We start from the raw sequence: 23955 nt of genomic DNA on the forward strand, positions 1-23955 counted from the left end.
GCCCCTGGAGGCCCCTGTCAGCCCTCGGGGAGGTCCGCCGGGCCCGAGCTGTGCAGGATCCCGGACTGGGCGATGAGATAGCCCAGCTGCGCCCTGCTGCCGCTGCCCAGGGCGGCGGCCAGCCGGGCTATGTGCGCCCGGCAGGTCCGTACGTTCATCCCCAGCCGGCGCGCGATGGCCTCGTCCACGTGCCCCTCGACCAGCAGCTGGGCGATGGAGCGCTGCACGCCCGAGATCCCGTCGGGCATGTGCGTGTACGTGACCTCCTCGCTCAGCGGCACCGCGCGCCGCCACAGCTGCTCGAACACCTTGATCAGGTAGTCGACCAGCCCGGGGTGGCGCAGCTCCAGCGCCACCCGCCGGTCGTCGCTGACGGGGATGAAGGCCACGGTCCGGTCGAACACGATGAGCCGCTCGATGAGCTCCTCCAGCGTGCGGATCTCCACCTTGCCCGTGGAGATGCGGTCCACGTAGGCGAGCGTTCCCTGGCTGTGCCGGGCGGTGTGCTGGTAGAGCGTCCGGATGCTCACGCCCCGGTCGATCAGCGGGGCGTCCCGCTCCAGGGCCTCGCTGAGGGCGTAGGACGGCCTTGCGCCACCCGGTTGTACCGTCAGCATCTCCGTGTGGCACTCGGCCGTGGCGAGGTCGAGGGCGGCGTTGATCTGGTCGAATCCCTCCAGCACCGTGATGGCGTGGGTGTTGGCGGGGTTCTGCGCGCTGATGGTGAGGAACGGCTCGAATGCATCGGTGAGGTCGACGGCGCTGCGCCGGCGGTCCTGGATCTCACGCTCCAGCGGCTGGAGCCGCTGGGCCAGCGCGACGGCCGGGGGAACCGCCCTGAGTTGGTTGGCGTCATCCGGGTCGGGGCGCAGGAGGGCGAATTCAAGCAGGCAGGGGACGTTTGCCACCTCGCTGCGAGGCACCCGTCCCGTGCTCAGCGCCGCCGCGTACAGACGTGCCCCCTCGTCGCACATGGACGTGACGGGGTGGGGATGTGTCGGGTTTGTGTCTCTTATGGGCAAAACTCCACCCCCCAGGGTCCTGAACATGCAAGAACATGATGCATCGTCCCTGTGGCCGTAACGTGCCTGAATGAGCCATGGTCTGACGTGCGGGGGAGAGGATTCCATCAAGTGAGGACGAAGCCGACCATGTACAAGAGAATGCTTCGCTCGGCGCTTGCCGTTGTTTTCTCCGCTGTTGCGGTCTTTGGGGCAGTCAGCGCCGTCAACGGCGATGCAGGGAGCGCTCGGGCCGACAGCGGTTGGAACACCGCTCCGGCAGGCAAGGACGACAGCGGCTGGAACACCATATCCGGCGGTGGGTTCGACAGCGGTTGGAACGTCGCACCCGGGGACGACCCGTGGGTCGCCACCCCCGCCGGTGAGCCCGACAGTGGCTGGAACTCCGCACCCGTGACGGTCGCCTGATGACCCCCGACGACCGCGACTTCCGGCGCGAGATGGCTTCGGCGTACCGCTCGGGCTGGCAGTTCATCGACTTGGCCACGGCGATCCCCTACGCCGGCGACTCGTTGATGGTCACCCTTTTCGGCCAGCCGATCGTCGTCGTGCGCGAGGAGGACGAGGACGTCCGTGCCTACCGCTGCCTGCGCCGCCCCCGGGGCGCACCGCAGCCCGTCCGCTGCGAAGTGCGGTACGGCATGGTCTTCGTCAACCTCGATCAGCGCGACCACCAGCTCTTCGAACCCGATATCACCACCGCCACCCCCCGCAGTGCCTGAGGCGATTCCCCCGTCGTTGCAGATCGCTCCAGGCGCTACCCCCACACAACGGCGCCATCGTGGACCTGACCACGATGGCGCCGTTGTGATGTCCGCGTCCAGTGGTTGAACCGGACAATCAGCCGGGGACCCGCCCGGAAACGCTCGAGGGTCACCGGAGTCCGGCTCGAGTGCTCAGGCCCGGCCCATGGCCCGGTCCAGGCTGATCTCCAGGACCACCCGGTCCGGGTTGGGCGAGGGCATCCGCCCGTACCGCTCCGCGTAGCGCGCCACGGCCTCGGCGACCGACGCCTCGTCCGTACGGATGACCGCGCGCCCCTCCAGGGTGGCCCAGCGCTTGCCCTCCATCTGGCACACCGCCGCCCGCGCTCCGCCGCCGGGAGCGGCCAGGACGTTGCGGATCTTCTTGCTGTGCTTGTTGCTGATCACCCGCGCCAGCCCCGCCTCGGGGTCGTACGTCACGCCCACCGGCACCACGTGCGGGGTGCCGTCCGGGCGCGGGGTGGTCAGGGTGCAGACGTGCCGCTCCCGCCAGAAGGCGAGGTACTCGGGCGTCGGGTTGAGTACGTCATGGGCCATGCGCCGAAGCGTAGCCCGCGGACCTGCCGCATACGGCGGGAGAATCGCCTTGAGTGGAATAGACTCAACTTTGCGGATGCTGAATCTGTCAGAGTTCCGTATGCCCCCGCCGGAGAGGAGAAACCGAGAGTGGACGCCGAGCTGACCAACAAGAGCCGCGACGCCCTGAACGCGGCCACGAGCAGGGCCGTCAAGGACGGCCACGCCGACCTGACCCCCGCCCACCTGCTGCTGGCCCTGCTCGCCGGCGAGGACAACGAGAACGTCACCGACCTGCTCGTCGCGACCGACGCCGACCAGGCAGTCGTCCGCGCCGGAGCGGACCGGCTGCTCGCCGCCCTGCCCAGCGTCACCGGATCCACCGTCGCGCCCCCGCAGCCCAGCCGCGACCTGCTCGCCGTACTCGCCGAGGCCGACTCCCAGGCCGGGAAGCTCGGCGACGAGTACCTCTCCACCGAACACCTCCTCATCGCCGTCGCCGCCAGGGGCGGACCGGCCGGTGAGGTCCTTTCCGCCCAGGGCGCGACCGCGAAGAAGCTGCTGGCCGCCTTCGAGAACGCACGAGGAGGACGACGGGTGACCTCCCCCGACCCCGAGGGCCAGTACAAGGCCCTGGAGAAGTTCGGCACCGACTTCACGGCAGCCGCCCGCGAGGGCAAGCTCGACCCCGTCATCGGCCGCGACCAGGAGATCCGGCGAGTCGTCCAGGTCCTCTCCCGCCGTACGAAGAACAACCCGGTGCTCATCGGCGAGCCCGGCGTCGGCAAGACCGCCGTCGTCGAGGGCCTGGCCCAGCGCATCGTCAAGGGCGACGTCCCCGAGTCCCTCAAGGGCAAGCGCCTCGTCGCCCTCGACCTCGGCGCGATGGTGGCCGGAGCCAAGTACCGCGGCGAGTTCGAAGAGCGCCTCAAGACCGTCCTCGCCGAGATCAAGTCGAGCGAGGGCCAGATCATCACCTTCATCGACGAGCTGCACACCGTCGTCGGCGCGGGCGCCGGCGGGGACTCCGCCATGGACGCGGGCAACATGCTCAAGCCCATGCTGGCCCGCGGTGAGCTGCGCATGGTCGGCGCGACCACCCTCGACGAGTACCGCGAGCGCATCGAGAAGGACCCGGCGCTGGAGCGCCGCTTCCAGCAGGTGCTGGTCGCGGAGCCGACCGTCGAGGACACCATCGCGATCCTGCGCGGCCTCAAGGGCCGCTACGAGGCCCACCACAAGGTCGTCATCAACGACAGCGCCCTCGTCGCCGCCGCCACCCTCTCCGACCGCTACATCACCTCCCGTTTCCTCCCCGACAAGGCCATCGACCTCGTCGACGAGTCCATGTCCCGGCTCCGCATGGAGATCGACTCCTCGCCGCTGGAGATCGACGAGCTCCAGCGCTCGGTGGACCGCCTGCGGATGGAGGAGCTGGCCCTGAACAACGAGTCGGACCCGGCCTCCCGCGAGCGCCTGGAGAAGATCCGCAAGGACCTCGCGGACAAGGAGGAGGACCTGCGCGGCCTGACCGCCCGCTGGGAGAAGGAGAAGCAGTCCCTCAACCGGGTCGGCGAGCTCAAGGAGCGCCTGGACGGCCTGCGCGGCCAGGCCGAGCGCGCCCAGCGCGACGGGGACTTCGACTCCGCCTCCAAGCTGCTCTACGGGGAGATCCCCGCCCTGGAGCGGGAGCTGGCGGAGGCCACCGAGGAGGAGGCGGAGGCCGCCAAGGGGACGATGGTCAGGGACGAGGTCGGCCCCGACGACATCGCGGACGTGGTCGGCGCCTGGACCGGCATCCCGGCCGGCCGGCTCCTCGAAGGGGAGACGCAGAAGCTGCTCCGCATGGAGGAGGAGCTGGGCCGCCGCCTGATCGGCCAGACCGAGGCCGTCCGGGCCGTCTCCGACGCCGTACGCCGCACCCGCGCCGGCATCGCCGACCCGGACCGCCCGACCGGCTCCTTCCTCTTCCTCGGCCCGACGGGCGTGGGCAAGACGGAGCTGGCCAAGGCCCTCGCCGACTTCCTCTTCGACGACGAGCGGGCCATGGTCCGCATCGACATGTCGGAGTACGGCGAGAAGCACAGCGTGGCCCGGCTCGTCGGCGCCCCGCCCGGCTACGTGGGCTACGAGGAGGGCGGCCAGCTCACCGAGGCCGTCCGCAGGCGTCCGTACTCCGTCGTCCTCCTGGATGAGGTCGAGAAGGCCCACCCCGAGGTCTTCGACATCCTGCTCCAGGTCCTCGACGACGGCCGCCTCACCGACGGACAGGGCCGCACCGTCGACTTCCGCAACACCATCCTGGTCCTGACGTCGAACCTCGGCTCGCAGTTCTTGGTCGACCCGTCCACAGCTGTGGACGAGAAGAAGGCCAGGGTCCTGGACATGGTCCGTGCCTCCTTCAAGCCGGAGTTCCTGAACCGCCTGGACGACCTCGTGGTCTTCTCCGCCCTCGGCCGCGACGAGCTGGCGCACATCGCCGAGCTCCAGATCGGCCGCCTCGCGGGGCGCCTCGCCGACCGCCGGCTCGCCCTGGACGTCACGCCCGAGGCCCTGGCCTGGCTGGCCGACAAGGGCAACGACCCGGCGTACGGAGCCCGCCCGCTGCGCCGCCTGATCCAGACGGCGATCGGCGACCGCCTGGCCAAGGAGATCCTCTCCGGCGAGGTCAAGGAGGGCGACACGGTACGGGTCGACGTGGCCGGCGAGGACCTGCTGGTCGGCCGCGCCCTGTAAGGACCGCGCGGCTCCCCGTGTCCGCCCGGAGCGGATCGGAGCTCCGGGGCTGGACACGGGGTGGGCGCGATGGGGGAGGATGGCGGTATCCGCACGAAGGGAAGTACACGGTGAGCATCGACCCGGCCTCGATTCCGAACTTCGGGGGTCAGCCCGAACCGCAGGCCACAGGACCGGCGGGCCCCGTCGTCCCCGACCAGGATCTGGTGAAGCAGCTCCTGGAGCAGATGGAGCTCAAGTACGTCGTCGACGACGAGGGTGACCTCGCGGCGCCGTGGGAGGACTTCCGCACGTACTTCATGTTCCGCGGTGAAGGCGAGCAGCAGGTCTTCTCCGTGCGGACCTTCTACGACCGTCCGCACGCCATCGACGACAAGCCGCAGCTGCTCGAGTCGATCGACGACTGGAACCGCCGCACCCTGTGGCCGAAGGTCTACAGCCACACGCACGACGACGGCTCCGTCCGCCTGATCGGCGAGGCGCAGATGCTGATCGGCACCGGCGTCAGCCTGGAGCACTTCGTGTCCTCCACGGTCAGCTGGGTCCGCGCGTCGATCGAATTCGACAAGTGGCTCCTCGAGCAGCTCGGCCTGGAGAAGGAAGTGGACTCCGCCGAGGGCGACGAGAAGAACGAAGACGGCGAGTAGTCGTCCGTCATACGTCATAGGGGTACCCGCGCCACCAGGAGCAGGTACAGCCCGTAGCCGTACGAGAGCCCGGCCATGCAGGCGGTCACCACGACCGCCGTGCGCGGCCGGGCTCTGGCCATGGCGGCGGCCACCGGCAGCAGCAGCGGGAACGCGGGCAGCAGGAACCGCGGCTTCGACTCGAAGTAGCCCGCCCCGCCCAAGGTGATCACCAGCAGCGTCCCGGCGTACACGAGCAGCGGCAGCGGGGTCCGGTCGAGGACGGCCGCCACCGCGAGCAGCCCCGCCGCGGCCAGCACGGCCATGGTCACGCCGACCGGGACCGGCACGTTCCCGCCGGCCAGCGCCTTCTCCACCGTGCCCAGGGTCCCGGCGCCGAAGTCGAACCGCGAGCCCCACTGCCGCTGCACGGTGAAGTAGCCGAGCGGGTCGCGGCGGTGCGCCCCGACGGCCAGGACGTACGCCGCCCAGCCCGCGGGCGCGAGCAGCGCGGCCGCCCACACCGCGGGCGCGCGGTTGCCCCGTACGGCGAGCTCCCGCAGCGCCGCCACCGTCACGGCGGCGGCCACCGCGATCCCGGTCGGCCGGGTCAGCCCGGCGAGCACCGCCAGGGACGCCGCCCAGAGCCAGCGCTCCCGCAGCAGGGCGTACAGCGCCCACGCGGCGAGCGCGGCCAGCAGCGCCTCGGTGTAGGCGAGGGTCAGCACCACCGCGTGCGGCAGCGCGGCCCACACCCCGACGAGCAGCACCCCGGCCCGCGCCCCGTACAGCCGCTCCCCGACCCGGTACACGCCGACGGCGGCCACCGCGGCGGCCGTCCAGGCCACCGCCAGCCCGGCGGGCGCCCCGCCGCCGGCGAGGCGCACCAGCAGCGGGTACAGCGGGAAGAAGGCGTAGTCGCTCTGGACGGTCCCGGACTCCGCCCACATCTGGGTCCGGCCGTAGCCGTGCGCGGCGATCCCGAGGTACCAGACGGAGTCCCAGGAGACGCCGAGCACCCGCACCGGGTCCCGCCCGGCCCACCAGGCCCCGGCGGCGACGACCAGCACCCCGGCCCCGCGCACGGCGGCGAACACCCCGAGCGCGGCCACCGCCCCCGGCAGGGCGGCCCGCCGTGTTTCGGGCGGTCTAAGGGACACCGTTGACATGTGGCCGGTCACTCAGAGCCGGCGCAGGCGGGTCACGGCCTCCTGGAGGACTTCCGTCTGCTTGCAGAAGGCCCAGCGGACCTGGGTGGCGCCGGCGGTCCGGTCGTCGTAGAAGACCTGGTTGGGGATGGCGACCACACCGCAGCGCTCGGGCAGGGCGCGGCAGAAGGCGAGGCCGTCCTTCTCGCCCAGGGGCGCGATGTCGGTGGTGATGAAGTAGGTGCCCTGTGGGCGGTAGACCTCGAAGCCGGCGGCGGCCAGGCCTTCGGAGAGGAGGTCGCGCTTGGCGGCGAGCTCCGCGCGGAAGGTGTCGAAGTAGGTATCCGGGAGGGCGAGGGCCTCGGCGACGGCGTACTGGAAGGGGCCGGAGGCGACGTACGTCAGGAACTGCTTGGCCGAGCGGACCGCCGAGACGAGCGCGGGCGGGGCGGTGACCCAGCCGACCTTCCAGCCGGTGAAGGAGAGGGTCTTGCCGGCGGAGGAGATGGTGACGGTGCGCTCGCGCATGCCGGGCAGGGAGGCCAGCGGGATGTGCTCGCCCTCGAAGACCAGGTGCTCGTAGACCTCGTCGGTGACGACCAGGAGGTCGCGTTCCACGGCGAGTTCGGCGATGGCGGCGAGTTCGGCGCGGGTGAGGACGGTGCCCGTCGGGTTGTGCGGGGTGTTCAGCAGGAGCAGCCGGGTGCGCGGGGTGACGGCGTCGCGCAGGGCGTCCAGGTCGGGACGGAAGTGCGGGGCGCGCAGGGTGAGCGGGACGCGGGTGGCGCCGGCCATGGCGATGCAGGCCGCGTAGGAGTCGTAGAAGGGTTCCAGGGCGATGACCTCGTCGCCCGGTTCGAGGAGGGCGAGGAGGGAGGCGGCGATGGCCTCGGTGGCGCCGGCCGTGACGAGGACCTCGGTGTCGGGGTCGTAGGACAGGCCGTAGAAGCGCTGCTGGTGGGCGGCGATCGCGGTGCGGAGTTCGGGGACGCCCGGGCCGGGCGGGTACTGGTTGCCCCGGCCGTCGCGGATCGCGCGGACGGCGGCCTCGGCGATCTCGGCGGGGCCGTCGGTGTCGGGGAACCCCTGGCCGAGGTTGATCGACCCGGTGCGGGCGGCCAGAGCCGACATCTCCGCGAAGATCGTGGTGCCGAAGGCCGCCAGACGGCGGTTCAGGAAGGGGCGGCTGCTGCCCGTGGGTGCGCTCATGGGCGCCATCCTGCGGGGAACCTCTGGAGTTGCTCAAGTGTGCTTTGGCGGCTTTGGCCTGCGGGCATCCCCCCTGCACGCGGGCCACGGGGGTCCTGCGGCCCGGGCGACCGGGGCGTGAGAAAGGGGCGAGGCCGTGTTCTTCGTCTTGATCATCGTCGCGGCGGTCATCGGGGGGATCATCTACCTGGCGTCGCGTTTCAACGGGGGCGGCGGCTCCGGCGGCTCCGGTGGCAGCGGCTCCGGCGGGTCCGGTGGCAGCTGGTGGGCCGGCGGGGGCGGCGGATCGTCCTCGTCCTGCGGCTCTTCTTCGTCCTGCGGGTCCTCGTCCTCCTGCGGTGGCGGGGGTTGCGGGTCCAGCTGACACTGGTACGGGTCGACCCCGTGTGGACAAGACGCCCGGCGGGGACAACTTCCTTCGGGCGTCTTCTTGTTCGGGCCGGCACTACGGCGTACGGGCGGCCTCTTGTTGAACACGTGAACCGTGAAGCCCCCGGGGGGATGTAAACCCCGTCAAGTTGGGTAAAAACGCTGTGAGTGCCGTGCCTTTCATGATTCCCTCGGTTGAGTAGACCAGTCCCCGGACCTCCCGGGACTTCCTGTGGACCCGTGCCGGTGTCCCCCCACCCGTTGACTACCGCTGGCGGGCCCCGGCCCATCTCCCTCGCGCGTTTGCGGAGCCGACTCATGCTCACGACCCTCCAGACCACCTACACCGACACGCGTGCCGCCGATCTCGCCTGGGCCCTGGGACGGGACCGGCTGCCCGCTTTGGCCGTACTGAACCTCCAGCTCGCGGACGCGAAGGTGGAGTTGCGCCTGCTCGGGGCCTCTCATCAGGTGCTCCTGGAGGAGGGCGAGGTGCTCTGCTCGGAGACGGTCGCCTGTATGCCCGGCAGCAGTACGCCGCTGCCGCTCGGCGTGGCGAAGCGGGTGGGGGACTGGGAGTACGAGTTCGCCGCGCGGGTCGAGACCCTCTCGCGGGGGTCCTTCGCGGGGCGGGCCCAGGAGCTGCTCGCGCTGGTGGCGGACCACCCGAACGGGCTAGCCGGGACCTTCCCGGGCGACCCGCACGCCTTCACGGCCATGCTCGCGCAGCGTCACGAGGGGCAGGTGCGCTGGCGCACCTGGCACGCGTATCCGCAGGAGGGCCAGCTGGTGGCCACGCGCACCCGGGTGGGCGTGCGGATGGGGGCTCGCGTCTAGGGGGTGTCCGGCGGATCAGAGTCGCGTCCGGATTACGCCAACTGGCCGGATCGCCAAGGCACTTGCACCCATGTGGGTGACAGGGTGTCGGTGGGCGGTGACGTACGGTTCGCTGCATGATCGACCGTTCCGCCCCCCGCGGGGTGCTCCCGGCGGCGGAGCCGCGGGGCGTGCAGACCGTCCCGGCCGCCCTGCCCGTACGCCCTCGGACCGGCCGACTCCTCGTGCTGGCCACGGTGTTCGTCTGCGCCGCCTGCGGGCTCGTCTACGAGCTGGAGCTGCTCGCCCTCGGCTCGTACCTCATCGGCGACTCCGTCACCCAGGCGTCGGTCGTGCTGTCCGTCATGGTCTTCGCCATGGGCGTCGGCTCCCTCCTCGCCAAGCGCCTGCGCCGCCGGCCCGCCTTCGGCTTCGGCGCCATCGAGGCCGCGCTCGCCCTGCTGGGCGGCTTCTCCGCCATGGCCCTGTACGCCAGCTTCGCCTGGCTGGGGGAGTCCCGGCCCGCGCTCGTCGCGTTCTCCTTCGCCATCGGAGTGCTCATCGGCGCGGAGATCCCGCTGCTGATGGTCCTCATCCAGCGCATCCGCAGACAGGACGCCGGCGGGGCCGTCGCCGACCTCTTCGCCGCCGACTACGTGGGCGCCCTGGTCGGCGGGCTCGCCTTCCCCTTCCTGCTGCTCCCCGTGCTCGGGCAGCTCACCGGGGCCATGCTCACCGGCACGGTCAACGCAGTCGTCGGCGGCGGACTCGTCCTGTGGCTGTTCCGCCACGACCTCAGCAGACGCTGCCGCTGGCTGCTGATCGGCGCCAACGTGACCGTCCTCACCCTGCTCTCCTGCGCCACGCTGCTCGCCGACGACTTCGAGCGGGCCGCGCGCACCGCCGTCTACGGAGGGGAGGTACGGGTCGCCGCGCAGACCGGGGTGCAGGAGCTGGTGCTGACCGGGCCGCCCACCGGGTCCCCGCGCTCCCTCGACCTGTACCTCGACGGACGGCTGCGGGTCAGCGGCTACGACGAGTACCGCTACCACGAGGCCCTGGTCCACCCCGCGATGACCGGCCCCCACTCCCGTGTCCTGGTCCTCGGCGGCGGCGACGGGCTCGCCGCCCGCGAGGTGCTGCGCTACCGGGACGTCGCCTCCGTCACCGTTGTCGAGCTCGACCCCGGCGTGGTCCGCCTCGCCCGCACCGACCCGATGCTCTCCGCGCTCAACGCCCGCGCGTACGAGGACCCGCGCCTGGGCGTCGTCACCCAGGACGCCTTCCGCTGGCTGCGGGGGCCGGCCGCGCGGGACCGCTTCGACGTCATCGTCTCCGACCTCCCCGACCCCGGCATCACCCCGAGCACGAAGCTGTACTCGCAGGAGTTCTACGGGCTGGCCGCGCGGGCCCTGAAGCCGGGCGGGCGCATCGCGGTGCACGCGGGCCCCCTCACCACGAGGCCCCGTACCTACTGGACCGTCGAGTCCACCCTGCGCGCGGCCGGGCTGCTCACCACCCCCTACAGCACGGGCGGCCGGCTCTCCGGCTTCGCCGCCGGGCCCGACCGCACCCTCGGCGCCGCGGACGCGCCGCCGCAGGACTGGGGCTTCGTACTGGCCGCCCGCGACCGGGTCCCCGAGCTGCGCGTGGACCGCGACACCCCCGCCCTGCGGGCCGTGTCCACCCGGGGCCTGCAGGACGCGGCCCGGGACGCCGCCCGGATCCGGCTCTCCGGACTGCCGCCCTCGACCCTGCCGCACCCGCGCTACTCCTGAGCACAGAGAGTCGGGGTGTCGTGTCCGTGTGCACGGGCGGGTCTCGTCGGTAGGCTCGACCGCATGGAGCATCAGGTGTTCGTTCCGGTACCGGCAGACGACCTCCGCGCCGTGCTGCGCGACCCCGCCCGGGTGGCCCGCTGCGTCCCCGGGCTCCAGCAGGACGCCGACACCGCCTCCGGGCCGCTGGCCGGGCGGCTCAAGGTGCGGGTCGGCGGGCACACCGTGACCTACCGGGGCTCCCTGTCCCTCACCGAGCGGGACCCGGACCACTTCGCCGCGGCGGGCGAGGGCACCGAGGCGCGGGGCAGCGGCACCGTCACCCTCGCGCTCGGGCTGCGGCTGATCCCCCACGAGGGTGGAACCCGGCTGGAGTTCAGCGGCGGGGCCACCGCCGACGGGCGGGCCGCCGGCTTCGACCCGCAGGCCACCGCCACCGCCGCCGGGCGGCTGCTCGACCGGCTCGCCGCCAACCTGGCCGGCGCCCCCGGACCCGGGCCCGAGCACCGAGCGGAGCCCGGCGAGGAGCCCGGGCCCGTGACCGACCCGGTGGCCGAGGCCGAGGAGGCGGAGGCGAAGGCCCAGGCGGAGGCCGGTACCGGCGAGGCGGACCCCGGTCCGGACATCACCGAGGTCAGCGCGTCCGTGTTCGACACCGAGGTGCCGCCCCCGTCCCTCGACCCCTTCCTGGAGGGCGACTTCGCGGCCTTCGCCGACCTCGGCGACCTGGGGCGGACGGGCGAGGACGCCGAGGCCTCCGGCCCCCCGCGCCCGCCGGCCGAGGCCGCCCACGCCCGCCGCACGATGATCGGCCGCAGCGCCGAGGAGGTCGACCACGCGCCGCCGCGCGGCCGCTACGCCCCGGTCCCGGCCCCCTCCACCGGCAGCGGCGGGAACGGCCTGCGCTGGATCGCCCCGGCCGCGGCCCTGGCCCTCGCCTCGGCGGTCGTGGTCGGAAGGGCGTTGCGCCGCCGCCATTGAGGCCCCGCGCCACCCGGCCGCCGTAGGGTCGGCCGTATGAGTACGCAACTGAGCGCCGGCGGCGCCGACATCACCATCGACCGGGAGAACGGCTGCCGGATCAGCAGTCTGCGTGTCGACGGCACCGAACTCCTGCGCCAGGGCCCGCACTACGGGTCCTTCCCGATGGTCCCCTGGTGCGGCCGTACCGCGAACGGGCAGTTCCACGACGGCGCGACCGTCCAGCAGCTGCCCCTGAACCACCCCCCGCACGCCATCCACGGCTTCGGCCGGGACACGGTCTGGCGGTCCGGCGGAGCCGACGCCACCCGGGCGGCCTTCTACTTCGACCTCGCCGACCCGTGGCCGCACGCCGGCCGGGTGACGCAGGTCTTCGAGCTGGCTGAGGACGCGCTGACCCTCACCATGGGCGTCGAGACGTACCAGGACTCCTTCCCCGCCCAGGCGGGCTGGCACCCCTGGTTCAACCGCGTCCTGACCCACGACGGCGCCGAGGCGCAGATCGCCTTCGACCCGGCCTGGCAGGAGGAGCGCGGCGCCGACCACCTCCCCACCGGCCGCCGCACCGACCCGACGCCGGGCCCCTGGGACGACTGCTTCGGGATGCCCGGCGGGGTCGACGTCACCCTCACCTGGCCCGGGGCGCTGGAACTGAAGATCACCAGCCGGGCCGAATGGGTGGTCGTGTACGACGAGCAGCCCGAGGCCGTCTGCGTCGAGCCCCAGTCCGGCCCGCCCAACGGCCTGAACACCCTCCCGCGGCTGGTCACCCCGGTGGACCCGCTGGAGGTCTCCACGACCTGGTCCTGGCGCCGCCTCGCCTAGGGCGCAATTAAGCTCGGGGGCATGACTGACGTACGCGATGCGCTTCTGCAGCAGATCAAGGACAAGGCCGTCGTGCACGGCAAGGTGACCCTCTCCTCCGGCAAGGAGGCCGACTACTACATCGACCTCCGCCGGATCACCCTCGACGGCGAGGCCGCCCCGCTGGTCGGTCAGGTCATGCTGGACCTGACCGCCGACCTCGAATTCGACTGCGTCGGCGGTCTGACCCTGGGCGCCGACCCGGTCGCCACCTCGATGCTGCACGCCTCCGCCGCGCGCGGCGAGCGCCTGGACGCCTTCGTCGTCCGCAAGGCGCAGAAGGCGCACGGCATGCAGCGCCGCATCGAGGGCACCGACGTCAAGGGCAAGCGCTGCCTGGTCGTCGAGGACACCTCGACCACCGGCGGCTCCCCGCTGACCGCCGTCGAGGCGGTCCGCGAGGCCGGCGGCGAGGTCGTCGCCGTCGCCACCATCGTGGACCGCGGTGCGGCCGACGCGATCGCCGGGGCGGGCCTGCCCTACCTCACCGGCTACCAGCTCGGGGACCTCGGCCTGGCGTAGGTCGTCTCGGATCGTGGTCGTGCGGGGTGGGAGGCGGGTCGGGCCGCCACCGGGGGCAACTGGTGACGAAGGTCCTCGGAAGCTCTCGGTCCGCTCCTGACCTGCGTCTTTCCGAGGGGGCGGGGTGTTTCACGTGAAACACCCCGCCCGCCCGTGCAGAGACCGGGTGACAGGCGGGGTGGAGTGTTGCGCCGAGTCTGGAAAGATAGGCGCGACGGCGACGTCGCCCCCAGGTCAGGGCCCGCAATAAGCACACTCCCCGCACATCCAAGGAGCGGACAGATGCCCATCGCAACCCCCGAGGTCTACAACGAGATGCTCGACCGGGCGAAGGCAGGCAAGTTCGCCTACCCGGCCATCAACGTCACCTCGACCCAGACCCTGCACGCTGCGCTGCGCGGCTTCGCGGAGGCCGAGAGCGACGGCATCATCCAGATCTCCACCGGCGGTGCCGAGTTCCTGGGTGGCCAGTACAGCAAGGACATGGTGACCGGCGCGGTCGCCCTGGCCGAGTTCGCGCACGTCGTCGCCGGCAAGTACGGCATCACGGTCGCTCTGCACACGGACCACTGCCCCAAGGACAAGCTGGACGGCTACGTACGTCCGCTCCTGGAGGTGTCCGCCGAGCGCGTGGCCCGCGGCCTGAACCCGCTCTTCCAGTCGCACATGTGGGACGGCTCCGCCGAGACCCTGGCCGACAACCTGGCCATCGGCCAGGAGCTGCTCGCCAAGGCCGCCGCCGCGAAGATCATCCTCGAGGTCGAGATCACCCCGACCGGCGGCGAGGAGGACGGCGTCAGCCACGAGATCAACGACGAGCTGTACACCACCGTCGACGACGCGCTGCGCACCGCCGAGGCCCTGGGCCTGGGCGAGAAGGGCCGCTACCTGCTGGCCGCCTCCTTCGGCAACGTGCACGGCGTCTACAAGCCGGGCAACGTCGTCCTGCGCCCCGAGCTCCTCAAGGACCTCCAGGCCGGCGTCGGCGAGAAGTACGGCAAGGCCTCGCCCTTCGACTTCGTCTTCCACGGCGGCTCGGGCTCCACGGCCGAGGAGATCGCCACCGCGCTGGAGAACGGCGTCGTGAAGATGAACCTCGACACCGACACCCAGTACGCCTTCACCCGCCCGGTCGCGGACCACATGTTCCGCAACTACGACGGTGTCCTGAAGGTCGACGGCGAGGTCGGCAAGAAGTCCACCTACGACCCGCGCACCTGGGGCAAGCTCGCCGAGGCCGGCATGGCCCAGCGCGTCACCGAGGCCTGTGCCAACCTGCGCTCCACCGGCACCAAGCTGAAGTAAGCGCCGGCAGCCGGCAGCGGCAGCCAGCAGCGGGACCCGGAAGGGGTCCGCCGGTCCGTCACGGACCGGCGGACCCCTTTTTCGCATGCCGCTGAGCAGGTGCCTCGCGGTCGATTCGGGAGGGATTCGCCCGAGGTGACATACGCCGGTGGACGGGCGGGCGCGTGATGGTGTGGAATCTACCCAGAGAAACGTACCCGTGGGCATGTAAAACCGGCGGGCCAGGAGAGGCGACGCCAGAGATGAAGACAGAGCGACCCCAGGTGAAGCAGGACCGGGCCGTGCGCACGCGTCGGGCCATCCTGGAGGCGGCGGCCGTGGTGTTCGAGGAGCACGGCTACGACACGGCCAAGCTCTCGGACATCGTCAACATCGCGAAGGTCACCAAGGGCGCGCTCTACTTCCACTTCGACTCGAAGGAGGGCCTGGCCCAGGCCGTCATCGACGCGCAGAACGAGTCCCAGCCGCAGATGCTCCCGCAGCAGTACAAGGTGCAGGAGTTCGTGGACATCGGCATGGTCTTCTCGCACCGGCTGCGGCACGAGGCGCTGATGCGGGCCAGCACCCGGCTCACGCTGGAGTACGGGAACCGGCAGCTCGACCGGGCCGCCCCCTACCAGGCCTGGATCGAGCTGCTCATCGACGTCCTGGCGGAGGCGCAGCGGCGCGGGGAGCTGCTGCCGAACGTGGACCCGGTGGTCCCGGCCCGGCTGATCGTGGGCGCGTACGCGGGGCTGAACAGCATGTCGCACACGCTCGGCCTGGACCTGGACGCGCAGGTGTCGGAGCTCTACACGCACGTGATGCCGAACGTGGTGGTCCCGGCCCTGGCGATCCGGCTGGACACGGCTCCCGGGCGGGGTGCGCGGGCGCTGTTCGGACCGCAGGGCACGCACGAGTGCCGGCAGGGCTGCCAGGGCGGCGTACCGCCCCGGGAGCCGGCGGCGGAGGAGGGCGCGGAGAGCGCCGCGGCGGCGGTCGCGGAGGCGGCGCGGGAGATGCCCGCTTCCGCCTAGTCCCGGCCACCCCCCTCTTCCAAAAAAGATCCTCCCGGGTATTATTTTTTCGCTCGCCTGCCCAGGGAGAACACTGTGGACATTGAGGTACTCGGCGCACCACGGGTCACCGAGAACGGTGTGCCCATCACGGCCCCCACACCGGAGTCCCGGCACGTCCTGGCGGTCCTCGCCGCCTGTCCCGACCGGGTCGTGCCCGTCTCCGTCCTCGCGGACGAGCTGGCCCGCCGCACCCCGCCCGAGCACGCCCGCGCCGCCCTGCACACCGCCGTACGCCGGCTGCGCGAGCGGTTCGCCGAGGCGCTGGGCGCCGGCTCGGTACGTACTCCCGAGACCGTGCTGTCCACGAGGCCCGGCGGGTATCTTCTCGACACCGCCGGAGGCCGCTGCGACGTGCGGGAGTTCGAGCGCGAGGCGGGCGCCGGCTACCGCGCCATGGGACGGGGCGACTTCGAGCAGGCCGCCGCGCGGCTGCGCCGGGCGCTGGACCTGTGGACCGGCCCCGCCCTGGACGGGATCGACGCCGGGACCTGGCTCGGCGGCCGGATCGCGTGCCTCGACGCGGACCGGCTCTCGGTGCTGGGCCAGTGGGTCGAGGCGGAACTCGCGCTCGGACGCCACCGCGAGCTGCGCCTCGCGCTCGCGGGCCTGCGGGGCGCGGGAGCCGGCCGCCCCGACGGCCCCTACCTGGAGGCGCTGTGCCGCGCCGAAGCCCGCGTCGAGGCCCTGCGCACGGCCCGCCCGGCCCCCGGGCTCACCCTCACCTGCGCCGCCCGGCCCTGACCCGCGCCGCCGCCGGGCATCGCGCTTGACCCCTCGCCGCACGGAACCTAGGTTCGGGGCGGGGTACGGGAAACAGCTGGTCGGGGTGGGGGGAGCAGCGGTATGCGCGGGGACGGCGGAGGCCCGCTGGCCGTACTGGAACTGCTCGCGGCGCAGGCCCCGCAGGGGCGGTACGAGGCCCTGCTGGCCGAGGCCCGCGCCGCGGGGGCCGACGACGCCGAACTGGCCGGCCTCACCCGGGCCGTGGAACTGGCCCGCTCGGTACGGGCCCGCGCGAGCCGCAGCAAACAGCGCGAGGCCGCCCTCACCGCGCTCGTCGACACCGCCCACGACCTCACCTCCCCGTACGACATCGACGGCCTGCTGCGCCTGATCACCCGCCGGGCCCGGCGCCTCCTCGGCTTCGACATGGCCTGGCTGTCGCTGAGCCGCCCGGACGGTTCCGCGTACGTACGCACCTCCGAGGGCGAGACCACCGCGCTCAACGTCGGCCTCGAACTGGGCACCGGCCGGGGCCTCGGCAGCATCGCGCAGGCCCGCCGCTCACCGGTGTGGACCGCCGACTACCTCGCCGACCCCTCCATCGCGCACGCACCCGGCATCGACGCCGTCGTCGAGGCGGAGGGCCTGCACGCGATCATCGCGGTCCCGCTGCGGCGCGGGGACTCCACCCTCGGCGCGCTCTACGGATCCGACCGCGCCGTCAGGGAGTTCACCCCGGACGAGATCGGCATCATGCTCTCCCTCGCCGACCTGGCCGCCGTCGCCATCGAGAAGGCCCGGCTGCTGGAGCAGACCCGCGACGAGGTCACCGAGCTGGAGGCCTTCGGCTCGCGCACCAACACCGCCCTGACCCGGGTCCGCTACCTGTGGGAGTGCCACGCCCGGCTGGCCGGGATGGTCCTGGACGGCGCCGGGCTCGCCACCCTCGCCCGGGCCACCGCCGACGCGCTGGACGGCGTGCTCCAGGTGCGGGATCCGGGCGGGCGCCCGCTGACCGCCACCGGGGAACTGCCCGGCCTGGACGAGGACGCGGTGACCAAGGGCGCCCTCCAGGCGCTCACCGACCGGCGCCCGGTGCGCCTGCCGGGCGAGCTGTGGCTGGCCCCCGTCCTCGCGGGAGCCGAGGACCTCGGGGTGCTGCTGCTGAGCGCCTCCGCCCCGCTCGCCGACGAGGACGTACGGCTGCTCCAGCTGGCGGCCCAGTCCGTGGCCTCCCTGATGCTGATCCAGCGGGGCACGGCCGCCGCCGAGGGGCCCGTCCACGACGAACTCCTCGCCGACCTGCTGGAGCGGCCGCACTCCGTCGACCTGCACCTGCTGGAGCGCACCCGCCGGCTCGGCATCGACCTCGACCGCCCGCACGTGGTGGTCGTCGCCCGGCCGGAGGGCGGCGAACTGGGCAAGGCCGTGGCCTGGGCCTCCTCGTACGCCTACCGGATGGGCGGGCTCAAGGGCGTCCGCCGGGGCTGCATCGTCCTGGTCCTGCCCGGCACCGACGCCTCCGCCGCCGCGCACCGGGCCTCGGGGGAGCTGTCCCCGCTGCTCGGCCACGCCGTGTCCACCGGAGCCGCCGGACCCACCGCCGGCCCGGGCGAGGTGGCCCGCGTCTACGCCGAGGCCGTGCGCTGCCTGGACGCGCTGACCGCGCTCGACGGGGTGGGCGGTACCGCCTCCCTGCGCGAGCTGGGCTTCCTCGGACTGCTGCTGTCCGCCGACCACGACGTGGAGTCCTTCATCGCGGCGACCATCGGCCCCGTCCTCGAGTACGACACGGACCGGCTGACGGAGCTGACCCGCACCCTGGAGGCGTACTTCGCCTCGGGAGCCAGCCCCACCCACGCCGCCGAGGCCCTGCACGTGCACCCCAACACCGTCTCCCGCCGCCTGGACCGCATCGCCGAACTCCTCGGCCCGGACTGGCAGAAGCCCGCCGGGGCGCTGGAGATCCAGATGGCCCTGCGCCTGCGCAAGGCCCGCACGGTCCTCCACGACCGCCGCACGGCCGCCGACCGGGCCTACGCCGCCGAGTAGTGCTCCGTACTGGTCAGCGCGCGGGCGGCGTGGGCGATGGAGGCCAGGGTGACGTGCCGGTGCCAGCCGGGCAGGGCGCGGCCCGCGAAGTCGCGCAGCCCGGCCTCCTGGCCGCTGTGCTCGGCGGCGAAGCCGACCCGGCGGCCCTGCTTCGTCAGCCGCAGCAGCGGGCCCACGGGCAGCCGTACGAGGTCCGTCACCCACAGCTGCGCGGGCGGGCGGCGCGGGTCCGTCCACTCGCCGACCAGCAGCAGGTGGCGACGGCGGGCCGGGGAGGGGTCGGGCATCATCACCCGCACCGCGACCGCCAGGGTGCTGCGGTGGCGGCCCCCCGCGAGCCCGGGATCCGGATCGGTCCACTCCACCGGGGTGCACAGCCCCTTCACCGACTGGAGGATGTCCCGCGCGGCGCGCGGCCCCGCGCCGTAGCCGGGCAGCGCCGGGTCGGTGACGAGCAGCGGGGTGGTGGGGCAGACCCGGGCGATGACGGGCAGCCCGGCCTCCGCGAAGCGGTTCATCGTGGACCGGGTGCCGATCCGCTGGATGTCCAGCACCACAGGGCGGGCCGGGCCGTTCCTCATCGGAGGGGCCGAGCGGCGCACGGTGGAGATGACGGCGGCCGCCGCGGACTCCTCGTACGCGGCCGGGGTGTCGGGGGCGCCGGTGGAGTCCGGGGCGTCCGCCTCCGGCAGGTACATCCGCCACCCGACCGGAGTGACCAGCCCGGCCGAGGCGAACCAGGTCCCGAAGGCCTGCTGCCCCCGGAACATCTGCCCCTGGTGCGGGTCGAAGCGGTGGGCGACCCCCACCGAGTGCTCCCCGCCCTTGGGGATGGCCATCGGCTGCGCCACCCACGCGGTCAGCGGAGTGGTCGCCTCCAGGAATCCGGCGAGGGAGGCGCGGATCGGCTCCCAGTCCCAGGTGGAGCCGGAGATGAAGTGGTGCATGCTCTGTTCGGCGGCCCCGCCCCCGACCTGCCCCGCGATCCCGCGCATGGACTTGCGGCCGGGGAGCGCGAGCAGCCCCCGGACGTACTGCCGGCCCTTCTCCCGCTGGTCCTTGCGGCGCAGCGAGGTGAGGACGGCGGAGCACAGGTCGTCGGCCGCCTCGACGGCCGGGTCCCGCCGGACCAGCGTCGCCGTTCCCGTGCCCGTTCCCGTCCGCGTCCCCGTTGCCGTTCCTGCCCCCGTGCCGGTGTTGCCGCTGCTGTTGATGCTGCTCATGACCGCTTTCACGACATGCCCCCCTAGGCCTGCGTCGACTGCACCTCTACCGTCGGCCGAGCACCCCTCTTCCGGGGAGGTGCGCCGGTCACCGCACTTCGCCGGAACGTGGTGGGGCCGCCACCACCCCCGGGTGACTTGACGGACTGCCCGGGCGGACCTGGCCGGACCACCGCGGATCCGGCACGGTCCTGTCGCGGGGCCCATGAGCCGCGGCGCCGGGGCCTGCCCCCCGGCGCCGCGCCCGCCCCGCATCGGGGCGGTGTCGACACGGGGGAGCGCGGTGCAGTTCGGCATCTTCTCGATCGGGGAGGTCGCCCCCGACCCGTCGACCGGCCGTACGCCGACCGAACACGAGCGGATCAAGGCCATGACCGCCCTCGCCCTGCGGGCGGAGGAGGCCGGCCTCGACGTCTTCGCCACCGGCGAGCACCACAGCCCGCCCTACGTGACCTCCTCGCCGCCCACCCTGCTGGCGTACCTCGCCGCACGCACCCGGCGGCTGATCCTGTCCACCGCCACCACCCTGATCACCACCAACGACCCGGTGCGGGTCGCGGAGGAGTACGCGCTGCTCCAGCACCTGGCCGGGGGCCGCCTCGACCTGATGACGGGCCGGGGCAACACCCCGAACTGCTACCCCTGGTTCGGCCAGGACCTGCGCCAGGGCATGGCGCTCGCGCGGGAGAACTACGCCCTGCTGCACCGCCTCTGGCGGGAGGAGGACGTCGACTGGCAGGGCCGGTTCCGGGCCCGCCTGGACGGCTTCACCTCCGTGCCCCGCCCGCTGGACGGCGTACCGCCCTTCGTGTGGCACGGCTCGGCGCGCTCGCCGGAGACCGCGGAGCGGGCCGCGTACTACGGCGACGGCTTCTTCGCGGACGGCCTCCTCGCGCCCGTCGAGCAGTGCGCCCGCCTGGTGGAGCTGTACCGGGCCCGGTACGAGGAGCACGGCCACGGCACCGCCCGGCAGGCGGTCGTGGGGCTGGGCGGGCAGCTCTTCGTACGGGCGCGCTCGCAGGACGCGGTGCGCGGGTTCCGCCCGTACTTCGACCGGTCCCCGGCCCGCGGCGGGCGCTACTCGCTGGAGGAGTGCGCCGCCCGGACCTCGCTGGTCGTGGGCAGCCCGGACCAGGCCGTCGAGAAGATCCTCGGCTTCCGGGAGGTCTACGGGGACCACCAGCGCCAGCTCTTCGCCGTGGACCACGCCGGGCTGCCGCTGGAGGCGGCGCTGGAGCAGGTCGACCTCCTGGGCGAGCGGATCGTCCCGGTCCTGCGCCGCGAACTGACCGCCTCCCGGCCCACGGCCGTCCCCCCGGGCCCCCGCCACCCGGCGACGGCCGCCGGGCCGGCGCTTGACCCCGGGCGCTTGACCCCGGGCGCTTGACCCCGGGCGCTTGACCCCGGGCCCTGATCTCCGGCGCTTGATCCCGGGCGCTTGATCCCGGGTGGTTGACCCCGGCGCTTGATCCCCGGCCTTGATTCCGGGCCCTGATCGAGGCCGCCGTCGGCCACACTGAACCCATGTCGATTCACCAGAACCTGCTCGGGGGCCCCGCCCCCACCCACCTGCCCGACGAGCCCGCGCCCCGCGAGGCCCTCGCGGCCGGGACCGACCCGGCCGAGGTGGCCGCCGCCCACCCGTCCTCCTCGCTCGCCTGGGCCACCCTCGCCGACCAGGCCTTCGCCGCCGGCCGCACGGTCGAGTCGTACGCGTACGCCCGTACCGGCTACCACCGCGGCCTGGACGCGCTGCGCCGCGCCGGCTGGAAGGGCCACGGCCCGGTGCCGTGGGAGCACGAGCCGAACCGCGGCTTCCTTCGCGCCCTGAACGCCCTGGCGCGGGCCGCCGGGGCCATCGGGGAGAAGGAGGAGCACGAGCGCTGCTCGACCTTCCTGCGCGATTCCTCGCAGACCGCCGCGGACACGCTCGCATAACGCTGCCGGGGTTCGCCCTAGAGGGCTTCCGGATCCCCTGCTTATGATGCGGGGCAGGGGACCGGGGCTCCACTTACCTCACCGGAAGGAGCGGACCGCTACCCGGAAGCACGTGTCGAGGAGACAGAAATGTCGCACGCCCTTGATGCCTCCGGAGCCGGTTCGGACACCCCGAACCTCGACTTCGCCGGCACGACTCCGTACGAGGACTACGTCCAGGCGGACGTCCTCACCCACCTCCAGCACCTGCGGTCGGACGACCCCGGCGAAATGGTGTTCCTGGTGACCACGCAGGTCATGGAGCTGTGGTTCACGGTCATCGTCCACGAGTGGGAGACGGCCGCCCGCGCCCTGCGCGAGGACGAGGTCCCGGTCGCGATGGACGCGCTGAAACGATCCCTCCGCGAGCTGGAGGCCCTGAACGCCTCCTGGCGTCCGCTGGCCCAGCTCACTCCCGCGCAGTTCAACGCGTACCGCGCCGCCCTGGGCGAGGGTTCCGGTTTCCAGTCGGCGATGTACCGCCGGATGGAGTTCCTGCTGGGTGAGAAGTCGGCATCGATGCTGGTCCCGCACCGTGGCGCCCCGCGGGTCCACGCGGAGCTGGAGAAGGCCCTCCAGGAGCCCAGCCTGTACGACGAGACCCTGCGCCTGCTGGCCCGCCGCGGCCTGCCGGTCCCGCAGGCGGTCCTGAACCGGGACCCCGCCCTGCGGTACGAGTCCTCGGCGGAGGTCGAGGCGGTCTGGACGGGCCTGTACGCCGAGCCCACCGGGGAGCACGCCGAGCTGCACCGCCTCGGGGAGGTCCTGACGGACGTCGCCGAGCTGGTCTGGCGCTGGCGCAACGACCACCTGGTCGCGACGCGCCGCGCGATGGGCGCGAAGACCGGCACGGGCGGCTCGGCAGGGGTGACCTGGCTGGAGAAGCGCGCGACGAAGAACGTCTTCCCCGAGCTCTGGACGGCCCGCAGCCATGTCTGAGCCGATACTCCAGGCCCGCGCCGCCCAGCTCGACGCGGAAGACGGGCTCGCGAAGCTCCGTGAGCGCTTCACCCTCCCCGAAGGTGTCGTCTACCTCGACGGGAACTCCCTCGGCGCGCTCGGGGCGGGCGTCCCCGACGCCGTGGCCGACGTGGTGCGCCGCCAGTGGGGCGAGCTGCTCATCCGGTCCTGGGACGAGAGCCGGTGGTGGACCGCCCCCGAGCGGATCGGCGACCGCATCGCCCCGCTCATCGGCGCCGCCCCCGGCCAGGTGACCGTCGGCGACTCCACCAGCGTCAACCTCTTCAAGGCCCTGGTCGGCGCCGCCCGCCTGGCGGCTCCCGGCCGGACCCGCATGCTGGTCGACGCCACCACCTTCCCGACGGACGGCTACATCGCCGCCTCCGCCGCCCGGATGACGGGCCTCGAGCTCGTCCCGGTCGACCCCGCCGACGCGGCCGGGGCGTTCACCGCCGACACCGCGGTGGTGCTGCTCAACCACGTCGACTACCGCACCGGCCGGCTGCACGACCTGCCCGCCCTCACCGCGGCCGCGCACGCCGCGGGCGCGCTGATCGTCTGGGACCTGTGCCACAGCGCCGGCGCCCTGCCCGTCGGGCTCGACGCGCACGAGGTCGACCTCGCGGTCGGGTGCACGTACAAGTACCTGAACGGCGGGCCCGGTTCCCCGGCCTACATCTATGTGGCGCAGCGGCACCAGGACGCCTTCGACTCCCCGCTGCCCGGCTGGAACGGGCACGCCGAGCCCTTCGCGATGACCCCGGACTACACGCCCGCACAGGGCGCCGCCCGGACGCGCGTCGGGACCCCGGACATCCTGTCGATGCTGGCCCTGGAGTCGGCCCTCGACGCCTGGGAGGGCGTGGAGATCGAGGCGGTCCGCGCCAAGTCCCTCGCGCTGACGGACTTCTTCCTCGAGTGCGTGGCGGCGTACGTCCCGCAGGGCAAGGTCGAGGCGGTCACCCCGGCCGAGCACGGGCGGCGCGGCAGCCAGGTCTCGCTGCGGACCGACAACGCCCGCGAGGTGATGGCCGAGCTGATCTCCAGGGGGGTCGTCGGGGACTTCCGCGCCCCCGATGTGCTGCGCTTCGGGTTCACCCCGCTCTACGTCGGTTTCGCCGACGCGGAGCGTGCGGCACGCACACTGGGTCACATTTTCGGGTGACGCGGTAGCGAAACGTCACACCACCAGGCGGGCGGGGCTACGGCTCCGCCCGCCTCCGTGCTGAGTCGTTCCGGCGGCTAGTGGCGCGTGTCAGCCTGATACGGTCCCGCTCTGCCGGAACACCGGAACATCTGTCCCCCC

The 23955-nt window shown here is 72.9% G+C and carries 22 protein-coding genes; 17 read left to right on the top strand and 5 right to left on the bottom strand.

Annotated elements, in window-relative coordinates; all coding sequences use genetic code 11:
- Positions 1-17 precede the first annotated feature (17 nt).
- Positions 18-1049 (bottom strand): helix-turn-helix transcriptional regulator, encoded by a 1032-nt coding sequence (locus OOK34_RS13310; RefSeq protein ID WP_267034070.1) that lies wholly within the window; start codon positions 1047-1049, stop codon positions 18-20.
- A gap of 102 nt (positions 1050-1151) precedes the next feature.
- Here OOK34_RS13310 and OOK34_RS13315 point away from each other — a divergent pair, with 102 nt between their 5' ends.
- Positions 1152-1430, top strand: coding sequence for a hypothetical protein (locus tag OOK34_RS13315; protein WP_267034071.1), 279 nt, complete (start codon positions 1152-1154; stop codon positions 1428-1430).
- Positions 1430-1744, top strand: coding sequence for a hypothetical protein (locus OOK34_RS13320; RefSeq protein WP_030228709.1), 315 nt, complete (start codon positions 1430-1432; stop codon positions 1742-1744). Before OOK34_RS13315 ends, OOK34_RS13320 begins: the two co-directional genes overlap by 1 nt.
- Before the next feature lie 174 nt (positions 1745-1918).
- Here OOK34_RS13320 and OOK34_RS13325 read toward each other — a convergent pair whose 3' ends face one another.
- A complete protein-coding gene (locus tag OOK34_RS13325; protein ID WP_267034072.1) occupies positions 1919-2323 on the bottom strand; it encodes a pyridoxamine 5'-phosphate oxidase family protein in 405 nt (134 codons plus the stop codon).
- A 129-nt stretch (positions 2324-2452) separates the two neighbouring features.
- Here OOK34_RS13325 and clpB point away from each other — a divergent pair, with 129 nt between their 5' ends.
- The gene (gene clpB, locus OOK34_RS13330; protein ID WP_267034073.1) at positions 2453-5038 is read left to right on the top strand and encodes an ATP-dependent chaperone ClpB; all 2586 of its coding nucleotides are present in this window, start codon (positions 2453-2455) and stop codon (positions 5036-5038) included.
- A 110-nt stretch (positions 5039-5148) separates the two neighbouring features.
- The gene (locus OOK34_RS13335; protein ID WP_267034074.1) at positions 5149-5685 is read left to right on the top strand and encodes a YbjN domain-containing protein; all 537 of its coding nucleotides are present in this window, start codon (positions 5149-5151) and stop codon (positions 5683-5685) included.
- Positions 5686-5699: 14 nt separating this feature from the next.
- On the opposite strand, the gene OOK34_RS13340 is transcribed toward OOK34_RS13335, so the two are convergent.
- Positions 5700-6833 carry a hypothetical protein gene (locus OOK34_RS13340; RefSeq protein ID WP_267034075.1) on the bottom strand — a complete coding sequence of 378 codons (1134 nt, stop codon included), beginning with the start codon at positions 6831-6833 and terminating at the stop codon, positions 5700-5702.
- 12 nt (positions 6834-6845) lie between these two features.
- On the bottom strand, positions 6846-8021 hold the full coding sequence (locus OOK34_RS13345; protein WP_267034076.1) for a pyridoxal phosphate-dependent aminotransferase: 1176 nt from the start codon (positions 8019-8021) through the stop codon (positions 6846-6848).
- A 687-nt stretch (positions 8022-8708) separates the two neighbouring features.
- Between OOK34_RS13345 and OOK34_RS13350 the strand changes: the two genes are divergently transcribed.
- The 9 genes from OOK34_RS13350 to OOK34_RS13390 all read left to right on the top strand — a co-directional run bounded on the left by OOK34_RS13350 (position 8709) and on the right by OOK34_RS13390 (position 18489).
- A complete protein-coding gene (locus tag OOK34_RS13350; protein ID WP_267034077.1) occupies positions 8709-9227 on the top strand; it encodes a DUF2617 family protein in 519 nt (172 codons plus the stop codon).
- 116 nt (positions 9228-9343) lie between these two features.
- On the top strand, positions 9344-10984 hold the full coding sequence (locus OOK34_RS13355) for a polyamine aminopropyltransferase (RefSeq protein ID WP_267034078.1): 1641 nt from the start codon (positions 9344-9346) through the stop codon (positions 10982-10984).
- Between the two features lie 63 nt (positions 10985-11047).
- Positions 11048-11965: an SRPBCC domain-containing protein gene (locus tag OOK34_RS13360; protein ID WP_267034079.1), complete on the top strand. Its 918-nt coding sequence runs from the start codon at positions 11048-11050 to the stop codon at positions 11963-11965.
- A 36-nt stretch (positions 11966-12001) separates the two neighbouring features.
- Positions 12002-12790: an aldose 1-epimerase gene (locus tag OOK34_RS13365; RefSeq protein WP_267034080.1), complete on the top strand. Its 789-nt coding sequence runs from the start codon at positions 12002-12004 to the stop codon at positions 12788-12790.
- A 21-nt stretch (positions 12791-12811) separates the two neighbouring features.
- Positions 12812-13351: an orotate phosphoribosyltransferase gene (pyrE, locus tag OOK34_RS13370; RefSeq protein WP_267034081.1), complete on the top strand. Its 540-nt coding sequence runs from the start codon at positions 12812-12814 to the stop codon at positions 13349-13351.
- 282 nt (positions 13352-13633) lie between these two features.
- Complete coding sequence (gene fbaA / locus OOK34_RS13375; protein WP_267034082.1) at positions 13634-14656, top strand: class II fructose-bisphosphate aldolase; 1023 nt, start codon at positions 13634-13636, stop codon at positions 14654-14656.
- Positions 14657-14898: 242 nt separating this feature from the next.
- Complete coding sequence (locus tag OOK34_RS13380; RefSeq protein WP_267034083.1) at positions 14899-15672, top strand: ScbR family autoregulator-binding transcription factor; 774 nt, start codon at positions 14899-14901, stop codon at positions 15670-15672.
- A gap of 75 nt (positions 15673-15747) precedes the next feature.
- Entirely contained in the window at positions 15748-16455 is a 708-nt protein-coding gene (locus OOK34_RS13385; RefSeq protein ID WP_267034084.1) for a BTAD domain-containing putative transcriptional regulator, read from the top strand.
- A 102-nt stretch (positions 16456-16557) separates the two neighbouring features.
- Positions 16558-18489, top strand: coding sequence for a helix-turn-helix domain-containing protein (locus tag OOK34_RS13390; protein WP_267034085.1), 1932 nt, complete (start codon positions 16558-16560; stop codon positions 18487-18489).
- On the opposite strand, the gene OOK34_RS13395 is transcribed toward OOK34_RS13390, so the two are convergent.
- Complete coding sequence (locus OOK34_RS13395; protein ID WP_267034086.1) at positions 18474-19712, bottom strand: transposase; 1239 nt, start codon at positions 19710-19712, stop codon at positions 18474-18476. The two genes, OOK34_RS13390 and OOK34_RS13395, sit on opposite strands and share 16 nt — an antisense overlap.
- Positions 19713-19995: 283 nt before the next feature.
- Between OOK34_RS13395 and OOK34_RS13400 the strand changes: the two genes are divergently transcribed.
- The 4 genes from OOK34_RS13400 to kynU all read left to right on the top strand — a co-directional run bounded on the left by OOK34_RS13400 (position 19996) and on the right by kynU (position 23814).
- Positions 19996-21099, top strand: coding sequence for a CE1758 family FMN-dependent luciferase-like monooxygenase (locus tag OOK34_RS13400; RefSeq protein ID WP_267034087.1), 1104 nt, complete (start codon positions 19996-19998; stop codon positions 21097-21099).
- Between the two features lie 137 nt (positions 21100-21236).
- Positions 21237-21650: a DUF3151 domain-containing protein gene (locus tag OOK34_RS13405; protein ID WP_267034088.1), complete on the top strand. Its 414-nt coding sequence runs from the start codon at positions 21237-21239 to the stop codon at positions 21648-21650.
- A gap of 129 nt (positions 21651-21779) precedes the next feature.
- On the top strand, positions 21780-22628 hold the full coding sequence (locus OOK34_RS13410; RefSeq protein WP_267034089.1) for a tryptophan 2,3-dioxygenase family protein: 849 nt from the start codon (positions 21780-21782) through the stop codon (positions 22626-22628).
- The gene (gene kynU, locus OOK34_RS13415; RefSeq protein WP_267034090.1) at positions 22621-23814 is read left to right on the top strand and encodes a kynureninase; all 1194 of its coding nucleotides are present in this window, start codon (positions 22621-22623) and stop codon (positions 23812-23814) included. The genes OOK34_RS13410 and kynU overlap by 8 nt, the downstream gene beginning before the upstream one ends.
- The last annotated feature ends 141 nt before the right edge of the window (positions 23815-23955 follow it).

This window comes from Streptomyces sp. NBC_00091 (assembly GCF_026343185.1).
In the GTDB taxonomy this organism is placed as follows: domain Bacteria; phylum Actinomycetota; class Actinomycetes; order Streptomycetales; family Streptomycetaceae; genus Streptomyces.

Excerpts from the sequence above, each read along its gene's own strand:
- OOK34_RS13325 (WP_267034072.1), bottom strand. The coding sequence starts at position 2,323 with ATGGCCCATGACGTACTCAACCCGACGCCCGAGTACCTCGCCTTCTGG.
- OOK34_RS13390 (WP_267034085.1), top strand. The coding sequence starts at position 16,558 with ATGCGCGGGGACGGCGGAGGCCCGCTGGCCGTACTGGAACTGCTCGCG.
- OOK34_RS13310 (WP_267034070.1), bottom strand. The coding sequence starts at position 1,049 with ATGTTCAGGACCCTGGGGGGTGGAGTTTTGCCCATAAGAGACACAAAC.
- pyrE (WP_267034081.1), top strand. The coding sequence starts at position 12,812 with ATGACTGACGTACGCGATGCGCTTCTGCAGCAGATCAAGGACAAGGCC.
- fbaA (WP_267034082.1), top strand. The coding sequence starts at position 13,634 with ATGCCCATCGCAACCCCCGAGGTCTACAACGAGATGCTCGACCGGGCG.
- OOK34_RS13345 (WP_267034076.1), bottom strand. The coding sequence starts at position 8,021 with ATGAGCGCACCCACGGGCAGCAGCCGCCCCTTCCTGAACCGCCGTCTG.
- OOK34_RS13355 (WP_267034078.1), top strand. The coding sequence starts at position 9,344 with ATGATCGACCGTTCCGCCCCCCGCGGGGTGCTCCCGGCGGCGGAGCCG.
- OOK34_RS13365 (WP_267034080.1), top strand. The coding sequence starts at position 12,002 with ATGAGTACGCAACTGAGCGCCGGCGGCGCCGACATCACCATCGACCGG.
- OOK34_RS13360 (WP_267034079.1), top strand. The coding sequence starts at position 11,048 with ATGGAGCATCAGGTGTTCGTTCCGGTACCGGCAGACGACCTCCGCGCC.
- OOK34_RS13340 (WP_267034075.1), bottom strand. The coding sequence starts at position 6,833 with ATGTCAACGGTGTCCCTTAGACCGCCCGAAACACGGCGGGCCGCCCTG.
- OOK34_RS13405 (WP_267034088.1), top strand. The coding sequence starts at position 21,237 with ATGTCGATTCACCAGAACCTGCTCGGGGGCCCCGCCCCCACCCACCTG.
- OOK34_RS13380 (WP_267034083.1), top strand. The coding sequence starts at position 14,899 with ATGAAGACAGAGCGACCCCAGGTGAAGCAGGACCGGGCCGTGCGCACG.
- OOK34_RS13350 (WP_267034077.1), top strand. The coding sequence starts at position 8,709 with ATGCTCACGACCCTCCAGACCACCTACACCGACACGCGTGCCGCCGAT.
- kynU (WP_267034090.1), top strand. The coding sequence starts at position 22,621 with ATGTCTGAGCCGATACTCCAGGCCCGCGCCGCCCAGCTCGACGCGGAA.
- OOK34_RS13410 (WP_267034089.1), top strand. The coding sequence starts at position 21,780 with ATGTCGCACGCCCTTGATGCCTCCGGAGCCGGTTCGGACACCCCGAAC.
- OOK34_RS13395 (WP_267034086.1), bottom strand. The coding sequence starts at position 19,712 with ATGAGCAGCATCAACAGCAGCGGCAACACCGGCACGGGGGCAGGAACG.
- OOK34_RS13320 (WP_030228709.1), top strand. The coding sequence starts at position 1,430 with ATGACCCCCGACGACCGCGACTTCCGGCGCGAGATGGCTTCGGCGTAC.
- OOK34_RS13315 (WP_267034071.1), top strand. The coding sequence starts at position 1,152 with ATGTACAAGAGAATGCTTCGCTCGGCGCTTGCCGTTGTTTTCTCCGCT.